This is a genomic window from Priestia sp. FW507-14D1A (assembly GCF_058781295.1).
Genome location: NZ_JBYSWQ010000007.1, coordinates 135,828 through 153,760 on the forward strand (window position 1 = coordinate 135,828; position 17,933 = coordinate 153,760).

Here is a 17,933-nt window from a genome sequence, read left to right on the forward strand (position 1 = left end):
TCAGCAGGCTCAAGCTGAACAGGCTCAAAAAGAGCAGCAGCAGGCTCAAGCTGAACAGGCTCAAAAAGAGCAGCAGCAAGCTCAAGCTGAACAGGCTCAAAAAGAACAACAACCTGCTGAATCGTCACAACAAGCCAGCGGCAAATCAATGACAGTTGAAGCAACTGCCTATACGGCTAATTGTGCTGGATGTAGCGGTACAACTGCTACAGGAGTGGATTTAAAAGCAAATCCAAATCAAAAAGTAATCGCTGTTGACCCTAGCGTTATTCCATTAGGTTCGAAAGTTTATGTAGAAGGCTATGGTGAAGCTGTAGCTGCCGATACAGGTGGAGCAATTAAAGGTAATCGAATTGATGTATTCGTTCCTTCTGAAGGTGATGCTCAACAGTTCGGAAGAAAATCTGTTAAAATCACGGTTATGAACTAAGAAGTTCTTTATAAAATTGCTAGTCTAGTATAGAAATACATAGCTAGTAAAACAAAAGAGGTGCCTTATGGCACCTCTTTTTACTTTATAATACGCTTTGCGCCCGCATAGCTGTTTTTCCAGTACGCTGTTGAAAGTGATTGCGTTTTAACGCCTTTGCTGCTGACATAAATGAATTCTTGTTTGTCTAGGTAAATTCCTACGACTGAAACGGATTTGCCGTTTTTAAAGAAAACTACATCTCCAGCCTGCAGGCTGTTTTGCTTTACGTCCGCGCCGCTTTTATACTGATCTGCTACTGTACGGGGGATAGAAATATTTGAACCCGCGTTTTTATATACATACTGTGTGTACCCTGATACATCAAAACCTTTTGGTGTCGTGCCTCCATATTTATATGGCTTTCCAATTAGCGTTTTGGCATATGATACAATTTGCTGCTGTTTTGCACTAACGGAAGTTTGAGGTGCTGGAGCCGGCGAAGATGCGCTTGCACTTTTCACTTTCAGCACTTGTCCAACTTTTAGCGCATCTGTTTTTAAATTGTTTAATTTTTTTAATTCTGCTACCGTCATGCCGTACTTTTTAGCAACTGCTGTCAGCGTGTCTCCTTTTTTCACCGTGTAGGTGCCATTGCTATCAGCCGGTGTAGATGGAGCTGTTGGTGAAGGTTGAATATCTTCATCAAGCAAATAACTCATATTTGCGTTAAACGTTACTTTTCGCTTCGTTTTATAGCTCTTCGCTTTTTGTTGAAATTGCGTATTGTATGCGTTGATTTCTTTTTCAAAATTTGCAGAGATCTTATTAAATTCCGCGTCACTTACATCTCCATACGCATAGTCTTCAAGATCCACAATGTAATTATAAAGAGCAATTAAGCTGTCGTATAAATACCCTTGAAGCTGATCAGCTTCTGAATTAAGGTGATTCATCGCATAATTTTTATCAGTCTTTGTTAGAAACTGGTCAATTTGATCCGCAAGCTGATCATATGCAGCTAACGCTTTTTCGTCATCTTTTATTCCTTCAATTTCTTTTAGCTTTTTTTCTACGGTTTTATAAAATGGTGCGTAATAATCTGCTAGCGAATTAACGTCTTTTTGATAAACGCTGACAGAAGAAGCAGCATAAGCAGAGTGACTAAAAACAGGCGTTGTCACCGATGCTCCTACTAAAACAGATGCTGCTATAAATGGTACAAGTAGTTTCTCTTTTTTCATTTGTAAAGTCCCCCAAATATCCAAATAATAGTATAGCAGATAGATTATACTATATTAGGTTATAAAAGAACTAGTACTTTTCCTTTAATTTCATATTTTTTAGCAGTTTGCGTACTTGATAGAAGATAATCTAAGGAACAAAGAAAATATGTGATACAATGTACAAATATTCAGTTAAAAAGGAAGTGTACGATATGCAGCAATTTATCAAAGAAATAGCGCGCGGAAAAAGGGGATCAACTGACTTAACGTATGAACAAGCAAAAGAAGCAGCTCGCTTAATCGCTTCTGGACAAGCTACGGATGCTCAGATCGCTGCTTTTTTTATCGCGGAACGTATTAAAACTGAAAATGCAGATGAACTATTGGGATTCGTTCATGCTTTTCGTGAAAAAACAAAAGAAATACCGCTGTCTCAGCCGTTAAAAGATAAATCAATTGATTTTGCAAGCCCTTATGCAGGGAGGAATTCATTTTTTGCGACCATTCCTGTATCGATTTTATTAGCTGAAAGAGGTGTGCCAGCTTTTTTACACTGTACAGAAGCGCTTCCTCCAAAGTTTGGAACAACGATTGAAGACGTACTTCATTCATTACAGATCCCTCAAGCTCAAACGATTGAAGACATCGGTCATGCTTTTGAAACGTTAAAAATTGGCTTTGCAAATGCCGAAACAATCTCTTATCCTCTTAGCCGCATCAAACAAGTTCGTCATGAAATAGGTGTAAGGACACTTATTAATACGGTTGAAAAACTACTAAACTTATCAAATGCTTCTTCTTTAATGATGGGGGCTTTTCATCGAACGGCCATTAATAAGATTGTGCCTATTTTTGCTTCTCTGCCTTTCAAACATGTATACGTGGTGCAAGGGATAGAAGGATCTGAAGATGTACCTGTACATAGAAGCAGCTTTGTTTTTACGATCTCAGAAGGAGAGATGGAGTCGTTTATCGTCAATCCAAAAGAATACGGACTGTTTGTGGAAGAAGAGCACTTTGAAAAGAAAATAAGTGTTGAAAAACAAGCGGAATATGTGACGCGCATTCTGGAGGGTGAATCTTCTTCCGAACTGACTTACGTCTATAATCAAGTAGTATTAAACGCTGGCTTGCGCTATTATTTATTTGGGTATGAAGCTTCTATTGAAAAAGGAGTAGACTATGCAAAACGTCAGCTAGCTGAAGGTTTGGGCTGGAAACACCTGCAGAAATGGAAAACACAAGCGATTTCAAAAGAGTAAAAGGTGAGCAAATATGCTCATCTTTTTTTATCAGAAGAGATAAATCCTTTGTTTTTTATCAGAAAATTTACTATAATTAGTTATGTATTTGTGTTAGAAAATATCACATTTGATGTTAACAAGAAAATAGATTAGCAGAAAGGAAGCTTTCATTGAAACTTACGTCGAGAGAACAAGAAAAATTAATGATTGTCGTAGCTGCAGACTTAGCAAGACGCCGTCAGACAAGAGGATTAAAACTTAACTATCCCGAAGCAGTAGCGATCATTACATATGAAATTATGGAAGGAGCTCGTGATGGCAAGACGGTAGCACAGCTAATGCAAGAAGGGACCAAGATTTTAAAACGAGAAGATGTAATGGAAGGTATTCCGGAAATGATTCATGATATTCAAGTAGAAGCTACCTTTCCAGACGGAACCAAGCTCGTCACTGTGCACGATCCAATTCGTTAAGAGGAGGGAAAGATATGATTCCAGGGGAATATTTTTTGAAAAAAGATCCAATCACATGTAATAACGGTAAGAAATCGATTAGCGTGACTGTAATCAATAGAGGCGATCGACCTGTTCAAGTAGGGTCTCACTTTCATTTTTTTGAAGTGAATGCTGCACTCGAGTTTCCCCGCGAAGCTTCGCTTGGCTATCATTTAAATATTCCGGCCGGTACAGCCGTTCGTTTTGAACCAGGTGATGCAAAAGAAGTCGATCTCGTTGCTTTCTCCGGAACAAGAGAAGTCTACGGTCTTAACAATAAAACAAACAGATCGCTTTCTGATAGAAAGGAAGATATATAAGATGAGTTTTCAAATGTCCCGGCGTCAGTATGCAGATATGTTTGGACCAACCGTCGGAGATGCTGTTCGTTTAGCAGACACAGAGCTATTCATTGAAATTGAAAAAGATTTCACAACGTACGGAGATGAAGTAAAGTTCGGCGGAGGAAAAGTCATTCGTGACGGAATGGGGCAGCATCCTCTTGCAACACGAAGCGAAGCAGCGGACTTAGTGTTGACAAATGCAATTATTGTTGATTATACAGGCATATATAAAGCAGATATTGGAATAAAAGATGGACTCATTCAAACCATAGGAAAAGCGGGTAATCCCCTGCTGATGGATGAAGTAGACATCATCATTGGGGCGAGTACAGAAGTGATTGCAGCAGAAGGGAAAATTGTAACCGCCGGCGGTATTGATGCACATATTCATTTCATTTGTCCGCAGCAAATTGAAACTGCTCTTGCCTCTGGAGTTACAACAATGATTGGAGGAGGAACGGGACCGGCCACAGGAACAAAAGCTACCACTTGTACACCTGGAGCGTGGCATATTGAACGAATGCTCGAAGCTGCTGAAGCATTTCCAATGAATATTGGCTTTTTAGGAAAAGGGAATGCAAGTGCTAAAGAGCCTTTAATTGAGCAAATTGAAGCAGGAGCCATTGGACTTAAGCTTCATGAAGACTGGGGAACCACGGCATCTGCCATTGATACAAGCTTACAGGTAGCAGACGAGTACGATGTTCAAATTGCGATTCATACAGATACTTTAAATGAAGGCGGATTTGTCGAAGATACGATTGCAGCGATTGGTGATCGAGTCATTCATACCTACCATACTGAAGGAGCTGGAGGCGGACATGCGCCTGATATTATGGAAATGGCAAGCTTTCCAAACGTGCTTCCATCATCAACTAATCCAACAAGACCCTATACTGTCAACACGCTTGAAGAGCATTTAGATATGCTCATGGTATGTCATCATCTTGATCCCTCTGTACCAGAAGACATCGCTTTTGCTGATTCTCGCATTCGCAAAGAAACGATTGCAGCTGAAGATATTTTACACGATTTAGGTGTATTCAGTATGATTTCTTCAGATTCTCAAGCAATGGGACGTGTAGGCGAAGTGATTACAAGAACGTGGCAAACAGCTGATAAAATGAAAAAGCAGCGAGGAAAACTTGATGGTGACAGCGAAGCCGGCGATAACGCACGCGTCAAACGCTATGTAGCTAAATATACGATTAATCCAGCTATCGCTCATGGAATTTCCGAATACGTAGGATCGGTAGAAACAGGGAAAATGGCTGACTTAGTCCTATGGGAGCCAGCGTTTTTTGGAATAAAGCCTGACTTGATTGTAAAAGGCGGTTTGATTGCATACAGCTTAATGGGAGATCCTAACGCTTCAATTCCAACTCCACAGCCGGTTTTATACCGTCCGATGTTTGCTTCTTATGGAAAAGCAAGAGCTAAAACGTCTCTTACATTTGTGTCAAAAGCAGCTTACGAGAACAAAGTGGACGAGAAACTGGGGTTACAAAAGCTGCTTAAACCGGTTAAAAATATTCGTCAATTAAAAAAAACAGATATGAAGTTAAACGGGGAAATGCCTAAAATTGAAGTTGATCCCCAAACGTACGAAGTAAAAGTAGATGGACAAATGATTACATGTGAAGCAGCAGAAGTTGTTCCTATGGCGCAGCGATACTTTTTATTTTGAGGTGAAAGAAATGGTAATCGAAAAAATTATCGGAAATATGGCAACATTAGAAAAACGGGCTCCACATATAGAAAAGGTATATATCGAAAGTGATCACTTAGTAAAACGCGTTCAGCGCGTTGTAACAGATCACGGCAAGGAACTAGGAATTCGTCTAAAAGAAAACCGTGAGCTCACTGATGGCGATGTGCTGTTTATGGATGAAAGCAATATGATTGTTGTGCAGGTGCTGGCAGACGATATTTTAACCATTCAGCCGATTGATATTCAGCAAATGGGAGAAATTGCTCATCAGCTTGGCAACCGACATTTGCCGGCACAGTTTGAAGGTGGAGACATGCTCGTACAGTACGATTATTTAGTCGAAGAATTGCTTCAACAGCTTGATATTCCCTATAAGCGCGAAAAAAGAAAAGTAAAAAAAGCTTTTAAGCATATTGGACACAGTCATGACTAATTCATTGCTTTCGCTGATTCAACTATGTGATTCAAATTTTCCATCCGGTGCATTTTCACATTCGTTTGGCTTTGAAACGTATATTCAGCGAGATCAAATTTACAACACGGAAACCTTTCAAGAAGCGCTTCGTACATACCTTGATGTTCAGCTGACGTATACGGACGGCTTAGCATGCAGACTGGCTTATGAGTATGCGGCTCATGACCAGTTTAACGAAATTATGAGAGTGGATCATGAATTATACGCTCTTGCTTTGTCAAAAGAAACAAGAGAAGGGACAAGACGCGTGGGCCAGCGCATGTTAAAACTTTGCTTAGAATTATTTCAAGGCTCTTATTTAGAAAAGTATATGAGTGAGGTAAAAGCAAAGAAGGCGTATGGACATCCTGCTGTTGTATTTGCGTTAGCCAGCCTGCAGTTAAATATCACAAAAGAAGAGGCAATTTTAAGTCACTTGTACGCTAGCATTTCTTCGTTAATTCAAAATGCTGTTCGCGGCATACCGATCGGTCAAACGGATGGACAAAAAACGCTCATTCTTTTTCAGCCGCTGCTGCAGCACGCACTTCAGCATATTTTACAAGCGGATCAAGAGGAATTTGGTGCCGTGACACCAGGGTTAGAAATCGCTCAAATGCAGCATGAACAATTGCATGTCCGATTGTTCATGTCATAAAAAAGGAGGGAAGGCCTTCTAACGATGAAGGCGTAAAAAATGAATGCAATTAAAATTGGAATTGGTGGACCTGTTGGTGCAGGAAAAACAATGTTAGTAGAACGAGTAACGCGTGCACTAGAAGGACAGCTAAGCATGGCAGTCGTTACAAACGATATTTATACAAAAGAAGACGCGCAATTTCTAGTAAAAAACAGTATTTTACCGGAAAATCGTATCGTAGGAGTAGAAACAGGAGGATGTCCTCATACGGCCATTCGAGAAGATGCATCTATGAACTTTGCTGCGATCGATGAGTTAGTGGAACGTCACCCCGATGTTGAACTTATTTTTGTAGAAAGCGGAGGAGATAATTTAGCCGCAACGTTTAGCCCAGAGCTCGTTGATTTTTCGATTTATATCATCGACGTAGCACAAGGGGAAAAAATCCCGCGTAAAGGCGGGCAAGGAATGATTAAATCTGATTTATTCATTATCAACAAAACAGATTTAGCCCCGTATGTAGGAGCCAGTTTAGAAGTAATGGAAAAAGATACAATCCAAGCAAGAGGGCACAAGCCTTTTGTTTTCACCAATTTAAAAGAAGATAAAGGGCTCGACCAAGTGATAGAATGGATTAAAAAAGAGGCCTTTTTAATCGGCCTTGAATCATGAGCTACACGGGTTATTTAGAGCTTCGAGCAGAAAAAAACAGCGAGCGAACCGTTATTAAAGATACGTACCATTACGGTGCTTTCAAAGTTGCCAGACCTATTTACCTGACTCCTGAATCACCTTTTGTTTATATGCTTCACGTAGGCGGAGGATACGTGAGCGGAGACAAGTATAAAACGATGATAACGGTAGAGAAAAATGCGCAGCTGACGGCTACTACTCAATCTGCGACAAAGGTGTACAAAACACCGAACGAAGCTGTTTTACAAGAAACGTGTATAACCCTTGAAGAACAAGCCATTATGGAGTATATACCCGACCCGCTTATTTTGTATGAAAATGCTGCATTTGTCCAAGAAATAACGGTTCATATGGCACAAAACGCTGCTTTGTTTATGTGTGACAGCATCACCCCGGGGTGGTCGCCGGATGGGCAGCTGTTTCAATATACCTCTATGCGTTCCAAGCTTAAACTGTATGTAAACGAGCAGCTGAAGGTATACGATCACTTATACTTGAGGCCAGAAAGCCATTTGCGCGGCATGATGAAAATGGAAGGATATACTCATTTTGGATCGATTATCATTGTACATCCAAACGCCGACGACGCATTTATAGCGAAAGTACATCAGCTGTGCGAAGAGGCAGGCTGTAAAGTAGGAGCTTCCGCACTTCCGATCCCCGGATGTGCTATTCGAATATTAGCTGCTAGTACACAAGAAGTTGAAGTCATAATCGCTAAAGTATACGGATTGTTCCGACAGCATTTACTAAAAGCTGAAGTATCACTTTTGCGTAAGTATTAAAGAGGCTGGGACAAAAATATGTTAGTTGAAAGAAGATCCGAACGAGCTGGATTCTTAATGGAGAATCAAATTCGTTCGGATCTTTTTATTGGTAGGGTGAACGTGTGTCCCCTGTATGTAGCTCCTTCTAGCCGTTGATTAAAGGGCAAAGCGACGTCTTGCACAGAAATCAACAGCTGTGGAACAGGCAGTCCAGATCATTTATCCTACTTGTTCATCTTTAGATTGAATTGTTTTCGTTATGTCTCATTCGCTTTTAGAACCACAGGCTAAACAATCCGTCGCTTACACCTAAATTATACATATAATAAAGGCCAAATATAATGCTGACAGCGCCTGTTACCTGCATCAAGCAGCGGTTTAACGTCACTTGTTTTTTAGTTGTAACGAATGGAATCCCAATAACCGTTGTAAATAACAGCATACCAAGACAAGTGCCGATTCCAAAAATGATAATGTACAGAGCACCTTGCCATACGTGAGTAACGGTGCTCATCGTTAATACAACCATCGCTGCGCTTCCGGCCAGTCCATGAACAAAGCCAATGCCCAATGACTTTAAGTAAGACGTTTTTTCATGATGCGTATGTACTTGTTTTTTGTAAGACAGAAACGATGTGAAGCCGAGGTAAACGAGCATAATGCCCACTAAAAATTCAAGTGACATGCTCATACGTTCAGAAATACTGCTTTTTAACACCATTAAAATCATGCCAAAAATAAACAGCGTAAGCGTATGACCAATCCCTCAGTATACGCCTGCAAGCGAAGAGCGCCACAGCTTTTTACTTTTTGAAGCAATGGTTGATACAGCGATAATATGATCTGGTTCTAGAGCATGCTTGATTCCTAAAAAAAACCCTAGTATTAAAATTGAAAAAAAACTTGTTTCCATGTCAGCTTTCTCATCCTTTCGTACGTATAAAACTAGTATATCGTACGATTTTGTTTTAATAAACAGAAAATTCTAAACGAAAATGTCTGGTCGAATAGCTAAACTTTTTATCAATTTACAATAAGTTACAAATATTAAAGGAGATGTAGTATAAAAATTTTACATTTACAAAAACTATGAGTAAATTATTGTGAGGTTGATAACTATGGACAAAATTTCTACTGATATCATGCTGTGGAGTTCTTTTATACGTCAAAATGTTAGGACAGAACGTGACTAGACTAGAAGCTCTTTTATGGAGCATTGCGTTGCCGGGCTTTGGACAATTACTAAACAAAAAACATATAAAAGGAATTTTGTTTATTGTACTTGAATTTCTCATTAATATGGGCGCAAATTTTAATGAAGGCATTCGCTTAAGCTTTTTAGGAGAAACAAGGCAGTCCCTAGAGGTAATGAACATGCAGTGGTTAATGTTTTATCCATGTTTGTATTTCTTTGCAATTTGGGATGCTGTTAAAGAAGCAGAAAACGGCGCATCGAGATTTACATTTATTCCTTTTGTCTCCTGTGCTTATTTTGTTACAGTAGGCATTATGTATTCCTCAGTAACAACCATCAACGGTGTTTTTATAGGACCAATTTGGCTTCCTATGCTGTCTGTTATACCTGGACTTGTTGTCGGACTCATTGTCAAAAAGCTATTAGAAGTGTATATACATAAGAAAAAATAAACGTCATTACAATCTATACATCCGTAGATTTTAATGGACGTTTATTTTATTTTTGTTTATAAATAAGTAATAAAGTCTCTTATTTAGGGAACGTACTAACAGTGGCTGTTTTTACATAATTTTAAGAGAGCGCGGACTACTCATAAAAAAGAGCACATTGAAAATGGAGAGAATGGGTACAAGCTTATATAATAGCACTTTGACAAAAAGAAGCTGGAGAGAAGGTGGATAGAGGATGATCACAAATGGTATTTATCGTTTTTTTCTTATCTGGTACGTATGCGGAGTCGTCTTGCTTTCCTTCGATTTGCTGCCTTCATGGTTAGAATGGGCAAACGCGGTCTTTTTACACGTGAGCAGTCTTCTTGCTCTTATTTATCTAGCTAAAGCTTATGGAGTAAGGCGGGCACTGCTCGTTGCGATATTTGTGACAGGCGCATCTATTTATATCGAAAGTCTAGGTGTGAAGTATGGGTTTTTATTTGGATCCTACGATTATGAAAAAGATTTTGGCGCCAAAATTTTAGGTGTTCCTCTGACCATTGGTTCGGCTTGGTTTATGGTTGTGATTACAAGCAGAATACTAGCTCTAGGAATTATGAAACGTATGGAGTTGCCTTTTGTTGTCCATGGAATTGTCTATGCAGTCATTAGTTCGCTGTTTGCTGTTATTATGGATTTGGCTATTGATCCTGTTGCCTATGTTGTTAAACAATATTGGGTGTGGGAAGGGGACAGCTTTTATTATAATATTCCTTTATCAAATTTCTCCGGCTGGTTTTTATTGTCTTTCTTCATTCAGCTGTTCGTATATTTCTTTTTAGCTAAGTCTCCTAAAGAGGAAAATCCGGTGTGGGAAAAAAGAATGGTATTTTTGTATAGTTCAGTTGTCATGATGTTTGTGATTGTAGCGCTAGCAAATGGCCTATGGCTTGTCGTATGGCTGACGATGATTCCTTTTCTTATCCTTTATATTGTGTATAAAAAGGAGACTCGCTTATGATTTACCCGAAGAAAAACTCAATATTTGAGCGATTTTTTCAACTGTTTGTCACATATCAGCTTAAAAAGCAATTTTATCGTATTCATTTACATATAGAAGAGCTCCCAAAAGATAAAAAAATTTTATTAATTGCTAATCATTCCAGCTGGTGGGACGGTTTAGTGACATTTTATTTAAATAACGCGGTATTAAAAACAGATCTATACGCTATGATGTCCGAACAAGGAATGAAGGATTTTCCTTTTTTTCAACGAATCGGAGCTTTTTCGGTAAATGCAGCGTCTCCCAAGCATACGGTGGAATCGTTAAGGTTTGCCAGTAAGCTGTTAGAAGAGAAAAAAGCGGTGCTTATTTTTCCCCAAGGAAAAGAAGAGCATCTTGAAAAAAGACCGTTAACTTTTTCTGAAGGACCTGCTTTTCTTCTAAAAAAGCATTCTGACGTTGAAGTTATTCCCATTACATATTATTATACGTTTCGCCATGATCAGCGACCGGAGCTTTTTATCTGGGTAGGGCAAGCTGTTTTTTACGACTCAGCTAAGGCAAGAGAAGAGATAACCAACACACTAGGCGGTGCAGTCACTGCTCAGCTTGATCATCAAAAACAGAAAATAATTCAAGAAAACGATGAGGAATTTACGGTTTTATTAAAAGGAAAAAAGACGCTTAGTGAATGGTTAACGTGGTGGAAAGCGAAGGTGAAAGAATGATTTACTATATGCTTTTATTTATTTTTATGCTGCTTCTAACCATTGTAAATATTCAAGCAATGCCTAAATTAAAAAGATACGAGCCGGATTCCAAAACACCTCAGCCTCTCATTTCTATTTTGATTCCAATGCGAAATGAAGAACGAAATGTAAAGCGAATCATTTCCTCTATTAAAGGATTAACGTACAGCAATCTAGAATGTGTCATACTAGACGATCAGTCCACAGATCAAACACGAACACAGCTGTTGAAAGAAATTCACGGGGATCCGAGGTTTACCATCATAGAAGGAAAAGAGCTGAGAGAGGGTTGGGTCGGAAAAGTTCATGCCTGTCACCAGCTTTCCCAAGCTGCAAATGGAGACTATTTATTGTTTGTAGATGCAGATGTAGAACTAAAAGAACGTACACTAGAACATACTTTAGCCACAGCACAAGCGACCAAAGCCGCTCTTTTAACAGGTTTCCCACGTTTTCCCGTAAAAACGTGGTTAGAAGCATTGGTTGTTCCGCTTCAGCATGTGGTTGTTTTTAGTTATTTACCGGTTGTCGTAGCTAATCGTAACAAGATGAGCAAAGCTTCAGCGGCTCACGGTGCTTTTATGTTTATAAAAAAAGAAGCTTACGAGGCCGTAGGGGGACATGAAGCCGTCAAATCTTCATTAGTAGAAGATGTCCACCTAGCCCAGCTTTTTAAGCAAAAGAAACACCGCGTCATTTTAGCTAATATTACCTCTCATGTTAGCTGTTATATGTATGAAACAACAGAAGAAGTATGGAACGGTTTTGCTAAAAACATCTTTGTAGGTCTGGGCCGCTCCGCTAAAGCAGTTTGGGTACTAAGCGTTTTTTTTGCCTGTTACTATGTGCTGCCGCTTCCTTTTTTTATAGCAGGAATATTCACAGGCAATATGCTTTGGATTCTGCCTTTTTGCATTATGCTTTTTCAGCGGTTTTTAATTGACCGGTCGGCTCAGCAAAAAGGGCTTTTATTTTGCACGATGCCCGCGTCGGCAATTGTGCTGATGCTGCTGATGAATCATTCCATGAAGCGTGAACGAAAAAAGCAGGGATATGAATGGAAAGGAAGGCATTATCAATGAAAAAAGTACTAATAGTTGGGGCAGGGTTAGGAGGATTAGCTGCAGGAGTTCTTCTTCAAACAAAGGGGTTCGATGTCACAATTGTGGAAAAAAACGAGCATGTAGGCGGAAAAATGATGCCTGTGCAGCTAGGAGAATATTCTTTTGATTTTGGGCCTAATACCATTACCATGCCCGAAGTTTTTCAGTGGTTATTTGAGCAAGCGGGTGAACGTCCAGAAGACTATATGCCTCTTGTCAAACTAACGCATCATACGAATAATTTCTTCACCGACGGCTCCAAATTTTCCATGTCTATAGATGAAAGAAAAATGATTCAGCAGCTTGAACTTCTCGATCCCTTTGCTGCGGAGCAATACCCTGCCTATTTAAAAGAAGTAAAAAGAATATACGACATTGCAAAAAGCCAATTTTTTTACCGGACATTTTCATCGTGGAAAGATTACACAAACCCTTCTTTATTAAAAGCATTGCTGCAAGTAAGGCCGTTTGAAACAGTAGATACGTTTCATCAGCGTTTTTTTCGAAACGAAAACATTCGAAATGCATTTAATCGATATGCAACCTATATCGGATCTTCACCTTATACATCACCCGCTACGTTTTCACTGATTGGACATTTAGAAATGAATGATGGGGTGTACTATGTAAAAGGAGGAAATCCTAGAATTGCAAAAGGGCTGGGACATGTGTTCCAAAAAGCTGGAGGAAAGCTGTATACAAACTGCAGCGTTACTGAAATAATCGTAAAAAATAAACGGGCTGTCGGAGTGGAAATAAATGGAGAAGAAAAGATAGACGCGGATATCGTTATTGTGAACGGCGACTTGCTAAAAGCCTATCCGGCACTTGTAAAAGAACAGGATAGGCCTCATTTTAAAAACAAAAAAGCAGCTGAATTTGAGCCTTCCATATCAGCTTATGTGATCATGGCAGCTGTTAAGAAGCGCTTTTCTCAGCTGATTCATCATCAAGTGTATTTTTCTCAGGATTATAAACAGGAATTCTATGAGCTATTTCAGAAAAAAACGCTTCCAACCGATCCCACCATCTATATTTGTAATTCTTCATATACCGATAACACGGTAGCTCCGGGTGATAATTTATTTATTTTAGTGAATGCTCCTGCAGTGAAAGAAGAGAATCAAGAAGAAATGAAAGCTTACAGAGAAGTTGTCTATCGCAAGCTTTCTCAGTTTGGTTTAGATATCGAGCCTTCACTTGTACATGAACGAATTGTTACTCCATATGAAATTGAACAAACGTTTGGTGCATTTAAAGGTGCTTTGTACGGCGTGAGTTCAAACCGGAAAATGGATAGTTTTCTTCGCCCAAGCAACGTCTCAAAAGATGTTAAAAACTTATATTTTGTAGGAGGAACGACTCACCCTGGAGGAGGGTCTCCTATGGTCACGATTAGCGGCATCAATGTAGCTATACTTATTTCATCTTCCTAATTGATAAATCAGGATTGTCAAAAAGTTTAGTTTTTTGGTACTATAAGAAAGTGCAGAGGCTGTTAACCTGCTGTTCTTACGGATGGAAAAAATGAAAAACATGTTACATAACGAAGTTGAAAAGGTGATTACATAACTATATGATTGTATTTACGTGTCTTATTATTATCATAAGCATTATCCGTCCGTACTTGGAAAGCGTGACTGTTAAGCGAATTGCTTCAGAAGGCAAAAAAATTCGCTACTACAAAGAACAGTTCTTTTTTTATGTGCTAATTTTACTATTTTATATTGCGGTGATGGTATATCATAGGGTTCCAATTTCTATGTTAGGACTACAGGGAGTATATCTCGATACGATTCATCGCACGGCTCCGTATCCAGCGTGGATTGAATATTTGCTGCTTTTAATCTTTGCAGGCTTTATCATTCTTTCCATTATGCTTCAATGGATGAAAGATCATGGAGAAACGGTTTTTGTGGAACAAGAAATGCCCACGTCAATTGAGGCAACCGTTCCTAAAACGGAAAGAGAGCAAAAGTGGTGGCTAGCATACAGCGGTATTTCCAGCTTCGTAGAAAGCACCGTCTATTTTCCTAGCTTTTATTTATATAGTCACTATATATTAGCCATTGAAAACACATGGGTATTGGCCATCTTAATTGGTATTGGTTATTTCCTATCACAGCTAGCTTTCCAGCGTGACCGTTTAAGTGTCCAGACGCTGTTAGTTGGTATCGGGCTAGGCGCTTTATTTATCATGACGAAGTCAGTTGTCATCATGGTCTTGTACTATGGCTTTAGCTTTTTGATTTATGATATTTACCAGCAAGATCGCAATCTAGTAAAAAGCACAGATGATCACTAAGAAACAACACGGCATAAAGCTGTGTTGTTTCTTTTTTTTATAATTTATAAAAAAAGCTTGAAAAGCGCTTTCAATAGTCTTATAATTTAGATAAATCGATTTACTAAACCGGTTTAGTAAGTGTTTAGTTAGTATAATAAGAAAGGTAGGTCGATTTATGAATAGTATTATTATCCCGTTAAATGCATTCGAAACAACAGGCTTTCAGCACACCATGATTGGGAAAATACATGAGCAGCAAGTACATGGAGTGGAAATTCGAAGAGAGTTAATGAAAAAAGTAGATCAAGAGATTGAGCTTATTGCCGAAGAATTAAAAAAATATCCGCTTTTTACAGTATATTCGGCTCCAATTGAACTGTGGAAAGAAAATGGAGAGTTAAACACACAAGAATTAAAAGTTATTCTTGAAGAAGCCGTATCACTTGGCGCTCAGTGGGTAAAAGTTTCTCTTGGTTTTTATCAGCTCCAATCGCCTATGGCAGATTTACAGAAGCTATTAGAAGCATTTCCAGCTTTACGTCTATTTGTAGAAAACGATCAAACCAGTCACGGAGGCAACCTAGCATCTCTGCACGCATTTTTTGATAACGCTTACGAAGTTCCTGTTTCCATGACGTTTGATATTGGTAATTGGCTTTATGTACATGAACAACCCCAGGAAGCAATCAAAATGCTAAGGTCATTTGTGGGCTATATTCATATTAAACACGTAATAAAAAACAGCGGAAAGCTAGTGACAACCACTATATCAAACGATTCAAATGAAATGTGGAAAGATATTTTGAAAGGGTTTTCTCATTCGATTTTTAAAGCTTTAGAGTTTCCAATCGATGAACCGGAACAAATCCCCGGCTTCATTTCATTGGTGCAAGCAGCAGAACAGGAGGAAGTTCAATGAATTCATTAGACGTTATTACCTTCGGAGAAGCAATGGCGATGTTCATGGCTGAACAACCGGGACCGCTGCATGAGATTAAGCATTATACGAAAGAACTGGCCGGAGCAGAAACAAATGTAGCAATTGGTCTCGCTCGTCTCGGTCTGCGCGCAGGCTGGGTGAGCAAAGTCGGCAACGATCCTTTCGGTACGTTTATTATGAAACGGCTGCAAGAGGAGTCAGTCAACACCGATTGTGTACTAGTAGATAGCGAGCATGCAACAGGCTTTCAAATTAAATCAAAAGTGGAAGTGGGAGATCCGGAAGTTTGTTACTTCCGAAAAAATTCAGCAGCCAGTCACTTACACTCCAGCGATTTTAATCAAAACTATTTTTTAGCGGCAAAACATATGCATATGACAGGCATACCGCTTGCTGTATCAGCAAGTATGCGCGATTTTGCTCTACATGCACTTACATCGATGAAAGCAGCTGGAAGAACGGTTTCCTTTGACCCAAACCTGCGACCCACTCTTTGGAAATCGCAAGAAGAAATGGTTGTTACAATCAATGAAGCTGCTAAACAAGCAAACTACGTTCTGCCGGGTATTGAAGAAGGAAAAATCTTAACCGGCTACGAAAATCCAGAAGACATTGCTTCTTACTATTTAGATGCAGGCGTAGAGCTTGTCGTTATTAAACTAGGTGAACAAGGAGCCTTTTTTAAGACGGCTAAAGAGCAAGGGATTGTTGAAGGAATAAAAGTGAAACAAATAGTGGATACAGTGGGAGCAGGAGACGGTTTTGCAGTAGGACTGTTAAGCGGACTTCTTCAAAATAATTCTCTTACTCAATCTGTAAGGAGAGCAAATGCTATTGGGTCATTAGCTGTACAAAGTCCTGGAGATAACGACGGATATCCAACTGAACAGCAGTTGCAAAGATATATGGAATCCCAAAAACAAGGAGTGAAGTAATAATGAAACAGCAGCTAGCAAAAAAAAGATGGCTTCGGTTAATTCCTATCGTATTTATTACGTATAGCCTTGCATATTTAGACCGTGCAAACTATGGGTTTGGAGCAGCGGCAGGGTTGGCAGAAGATCTTCATATTACGCCAGGTATTTCGTCTTTATTAGGATCGCTCTTTTTCTTAGGTTATTTCTTTTTCCAAATTCCAGGCGCTCACTATGCTGAAAATAAAAGCGCCAAAAAGCTGATTTTTTGGTCTTTGATTTTATGGGGAGCACTTGCTACAGCTACGGGTATGGTAAGCCACGTCGGATTTTTGTTTGTTATTCGGTTTGCTTTAGGAGTGGTCGAAAGTGCCGTTATGCCTGCTATGCTGGTATTTTTAAGCCACTGGTTTACAAAAGCAGAACGTTCTAGAGCCAACACGTTTTTAATTTTAGGAAATCCGGCAACCGTTCTTTGGATGTCTATTGTTTCTGGGTATTTGCTAGAATCGTTTGGCTGGAGATGGATGTTTATTTTAGAAGGTTTTCCAGCTGTTATTTGGGCATTTTTATGGTGGAAACTAGTAAACGACGAGCCAAAAGATGCAGGCTGGCTGTCGAAAAAAGAAAAAGCAGATTTACACGATGCGCTGCAAAAAGAACAAGAAGGAATCAAACCTGTTAAAGGCTATAAAGAAGCTTTCAAAAATCGTACTGTCATTTTATTAAGCATTCAATATGCTTTATGGAGTATTGGCGTCTACGGATTTGTTATGTGGCTTCCGTCTATTATTAAAGCAGCGCCTAACATGAGTATAGTGAAAACAGGTTGGTTAGCGTCCGTTCCTTACGTATTAGCAGTTGTATTAATGTTAACGGTTTCATATCTATCAGATAAGTTTTTAAAACGAAGCGCATTTGTATGGCCGTTCTTATTAGTAGGAGCGCTTGCTTTTTACGGATCTTATTTAGTTGGCACAAGCAACTTCTGGCTTTCCTTTGCTTTACTCGTTATTGCCGGAGGAACGATGTACGCTCCGTACGGACCGTTCTTTGCGATTATTCCTGAAATTTTACCGCGTAATGTTGCCGGAGGAGCAATGGCTTTAATTAATAGCATGGGCGCACTTGGTTCATTTGCCGGTTCTTATATTGTAGGATTTTTAAATGGATCAACAGGAGGATTTGGCGCTTCATATATCTTTATGGCTGGATCATTATTCCTTGCGGCAGTTTTAACCATTGTGGCAACGAAAAAGCCAAGAGAAGTTCAAAGTGTAAAGCCAGTCGAAACAACGGCTTAATGTAACGATAAAAAAGGAGAAT

Annotated in this window: 19 protein-coding genes and 1 pseudogene; 18 read left to right on the forward strand and 2 right to left on the reverse strand. The window is 39.3% G+C overall.

The genetic code is table 11. The features are described from left to right. The coding region (locus AC3WJG_RS21875) for a 3D domain-containing protein (RefSeq protein ID WP_492588581.1) at positions 1-430 on the forward strand (430 nt) is incomplete at its 5' end. 80 nt (positions 431-510) lie between these two features. Here AC3WJG_RS21875 and AC3WJG_RS21880 read toward each other — a convergent pair. Beyond that, positions 511-1,653, reverse strand: a complete 1,143-nt coding sequence (locus tag AC3WJG_RS21880; RefSeq protein ID WP_102813056.1) for a C40 family peptidase — start codon at positions 1,651-1,653, stop codon at positions 511-513. A 194-nt stretch (positions 1,654-1,847) separates the two neighbouring features. On the opposite strand from AC3WJG_RS21880, the gene AC3WJG_RS21885 reads away from it, so the two are divergent. From AC3WJG_RS21885 to AC3WJG_RS21920, 8 genes are all read left to right on the forward strand, one after another. Then, positions 1,848-2,897 (forward strand): anthranilate phosphoribosyltransferase, encoded by a 1,050-nt coding sequence (locus AC3WJG_RS21885; protein WP_217598529.1) that lies wholly within the window; start codon positions 1,848-1,850, stop codon positions 2,895-2,897. Positions 2,898-3,049: 152 nt separating this feature from the next. Beyond that, on the forward strand, positions 3,050-3,352 hold the full coding sequence (locus AC3WJG_RS21890) for an urease subunit gamma (RefSeq protein WP_028409117.1): 303 nt from the start codon (positions 3,050-3,052) through the stop codon (positions 3,350-3,352). 14 nt (positions 3,353-3,366) lie between these two features. Then, on the forward strand, positions 3,367-3,693 hold the full coding sequence (locus AC3WJG_RS21895; protein WP_060746914.1) for an urease subunit beta: 327 nt from the start codon (positions 3,367-3,369) through the stop codon (positions 3,691-3,693). 1 nt (position 3,694) lies between these two features. Continuing rightward, positions 3,695-5,404 (forward strand): urease subunit alpha, encoded by a 1,710-nt coding sequence (gene ureC, locus AC3WJG_RS21900; protein WP_337134548.1) that lies wholly within the window; start codon positions 3,695-3,697, stop codon positions 5,402-5,404. A 10-nt stretch (positions 5,405-5,414) separates the two neighbouring features. Further along, positions 5,415-5,861, forward strand: a complete 447-nt coding sequence (ureE, locus tag AC3WJG_RS21905) for an urease accessory protein UreE (RefSeq protein WP_098332826.1) — start codon at positions 5,415-5,417, stop codon at positions 5,859-5,861. After that, entirely contained in the window at positions 5,854-6,540 is a 687-nt protein-coding gene (locus AC3WJG_RS21910) for an urease accessory protein UreF (RefSeq protein ID WP_098579458.1), read from the forward strand. The genes ureE and AC3WJG_RS21910 overlap by 8 nt, the downstream gene beginning before the upstream one ends. Positions 6,541-6,579: 39 nt before the next feature. Further along, complete coding sequence (gene ureG / locus AC3WJG_RS21915) at positions 6,580-7,194, forward strand: urease accessory protein UreG (RefSeq protein ID WP_028409112.1); 615 nt, start codon at positions 6,580-6,582, stop codon at positions 7,192-7,194. Further along, complete coding sequence (locus AC3WJG_RS21920) at positions 7,191-8,000, forward strand: urease accessory protein UreD (RefSeq protein WP_098579457.1); 810 nt, start codon at positions 7,191-7,193, stop codon at positions 7,998-8,000. The genes ureG and AC3WJG_RS21920 overlap by 4 nt, the downstream gene beginning before the upstream one ends. A 256-nt stretch (positions 8,001-8,256) precedes the next feature. Here AC3WJG_RS21920 and AC3WJG_RS21925 read toward each other — a convergent pair. Next, a pseudogene (locus AC3WJG_RS21925) lies at positions 8,257-8,895 on the reverse strand (HoxN/HupN/NixA family nickel/cobalt transporter). A gap of 272 nt (positions 8,896-9,167) precedes the next feature. Between AC3WJG_RS21925 and AC3WJG_RS21930 the strand changes: the two are divergent. From AC3WJG_RS21930 to AC3WJG_RS21970, 9 genes are all read left to right on the forward strand, one after another. Next, the gene (locus AC3WJG_RS21930) at positions 9,168-9,629 is read left to right on the forward strand and encodes a hypothetical protein (protein WP_013057650.1); all 462 of its coding nucleotides are present in this window, start codon (positions 9,168-9,170) and stop codon (positions 9,627-9,629) included. A 235-nt stretch (positions 9,630-9,864) separates the two neighbouring features. Then, on the forward strand, positions 9,865-10,632 hold the full coding sequence (locus tag AC3WJG_RS21935; protein ID WP_098248161.1) for a carotenoid biosynthesis protein: 768 nt from the start codon (positions 9,865-9,867) through the stop codon (positions 10,630-10,632). Then, positions 10,629-11,342: a lysophospholipid acyltransferase family protein gene (locus AC3WJG_RS21940; RefSeq protein ID WP_050689803.1), complete on the forward strand. Its 714-nt coding sequence runs from the start codon at positions 10,629-10,631 to the stop codon at positions 11,340-11,342. Before AC3WJG_RS21935 ends, AC3WJG_RS21940 begins: the two co-directional genes overlap by 4 nt. Continuing rightward, entirely contained in the window at positions 11,306-12,445 is a 1,140-nt protein-coding gene (locus AC3WJG_RS21945; protein WP_231504522.1) for a glycosyltransferase family 2 protein, read from the forward strand. The genes AC3WJG_RS21940 and AC3WJG_RS21945 overlap by 37 nt, the downstream gene beginning before the upstream one ends. Further along, positions 12,442-13,902, forward strand: coding sequence for a phytoene desaturase family protein (locus tag AC3WJG_RS21950; RefSeq protein ID WP_337134547.1), 1,461 nt, complete (start codon positions 12,442-12,444; stop codon positions 13,900-13,902). Before AC3WJG_RS21945 ends, AC3WJG_RS21950 begins: the two co-directional genes overlap by 4 nt. Before the next feature lie 140 nt (positions 13,903-14,042). Then, positions 14,043-14,771 (forward strand): hypothetical protein, encoded by a 729-nt coding sequence (locus AC3WJG_RS21955; RefSeq protein ID WP_102813051.1) that lies wholly within the window; start codon positions 14,043-14,045, stop codon positions 14,769-14,771. A 157-nt stretch (positions 14,772-14,928) separates the two neighbouring features. After that, entirely contained in the window at positions 14,929-15,672 is a 744-nt protein-coding gene (locus tag AC3WJG_RS21960) for a sugar phosphate isomerase/epimerase family protein (protein WP_098248163.1), read from the forward strand. Then, positions 15,669-16,628 (forward strand): sugar kinase, encoded by a 960-nt coding sequence (locus tag AC3WJG_RS21965; RefSeq protein WP_028409102.1) that lies wholly within the window; start codon positions 15,669-15,671, stop codon positions 16,626-16,628. Before AC3WJG_RS21960 ends, AC3WJG_RS21965 begins: the two co-directional genes overlap by 4 nt. A gap of 2 nt (positions 16,629-16,630) precedes the next feature. Then, positions 16,631-17,911: an MFS transporter gene (locus tag AC3WJG_RS21970; protein WP_028409101.1), complete on the forward strand. Its 1,281-nt coding sequence runs from the start codon at positions 16,631-16,633 to the stop codon at positions 17,909-17,911. Positions 17,912-17,933: the final 22 nt, after the last annotated feature.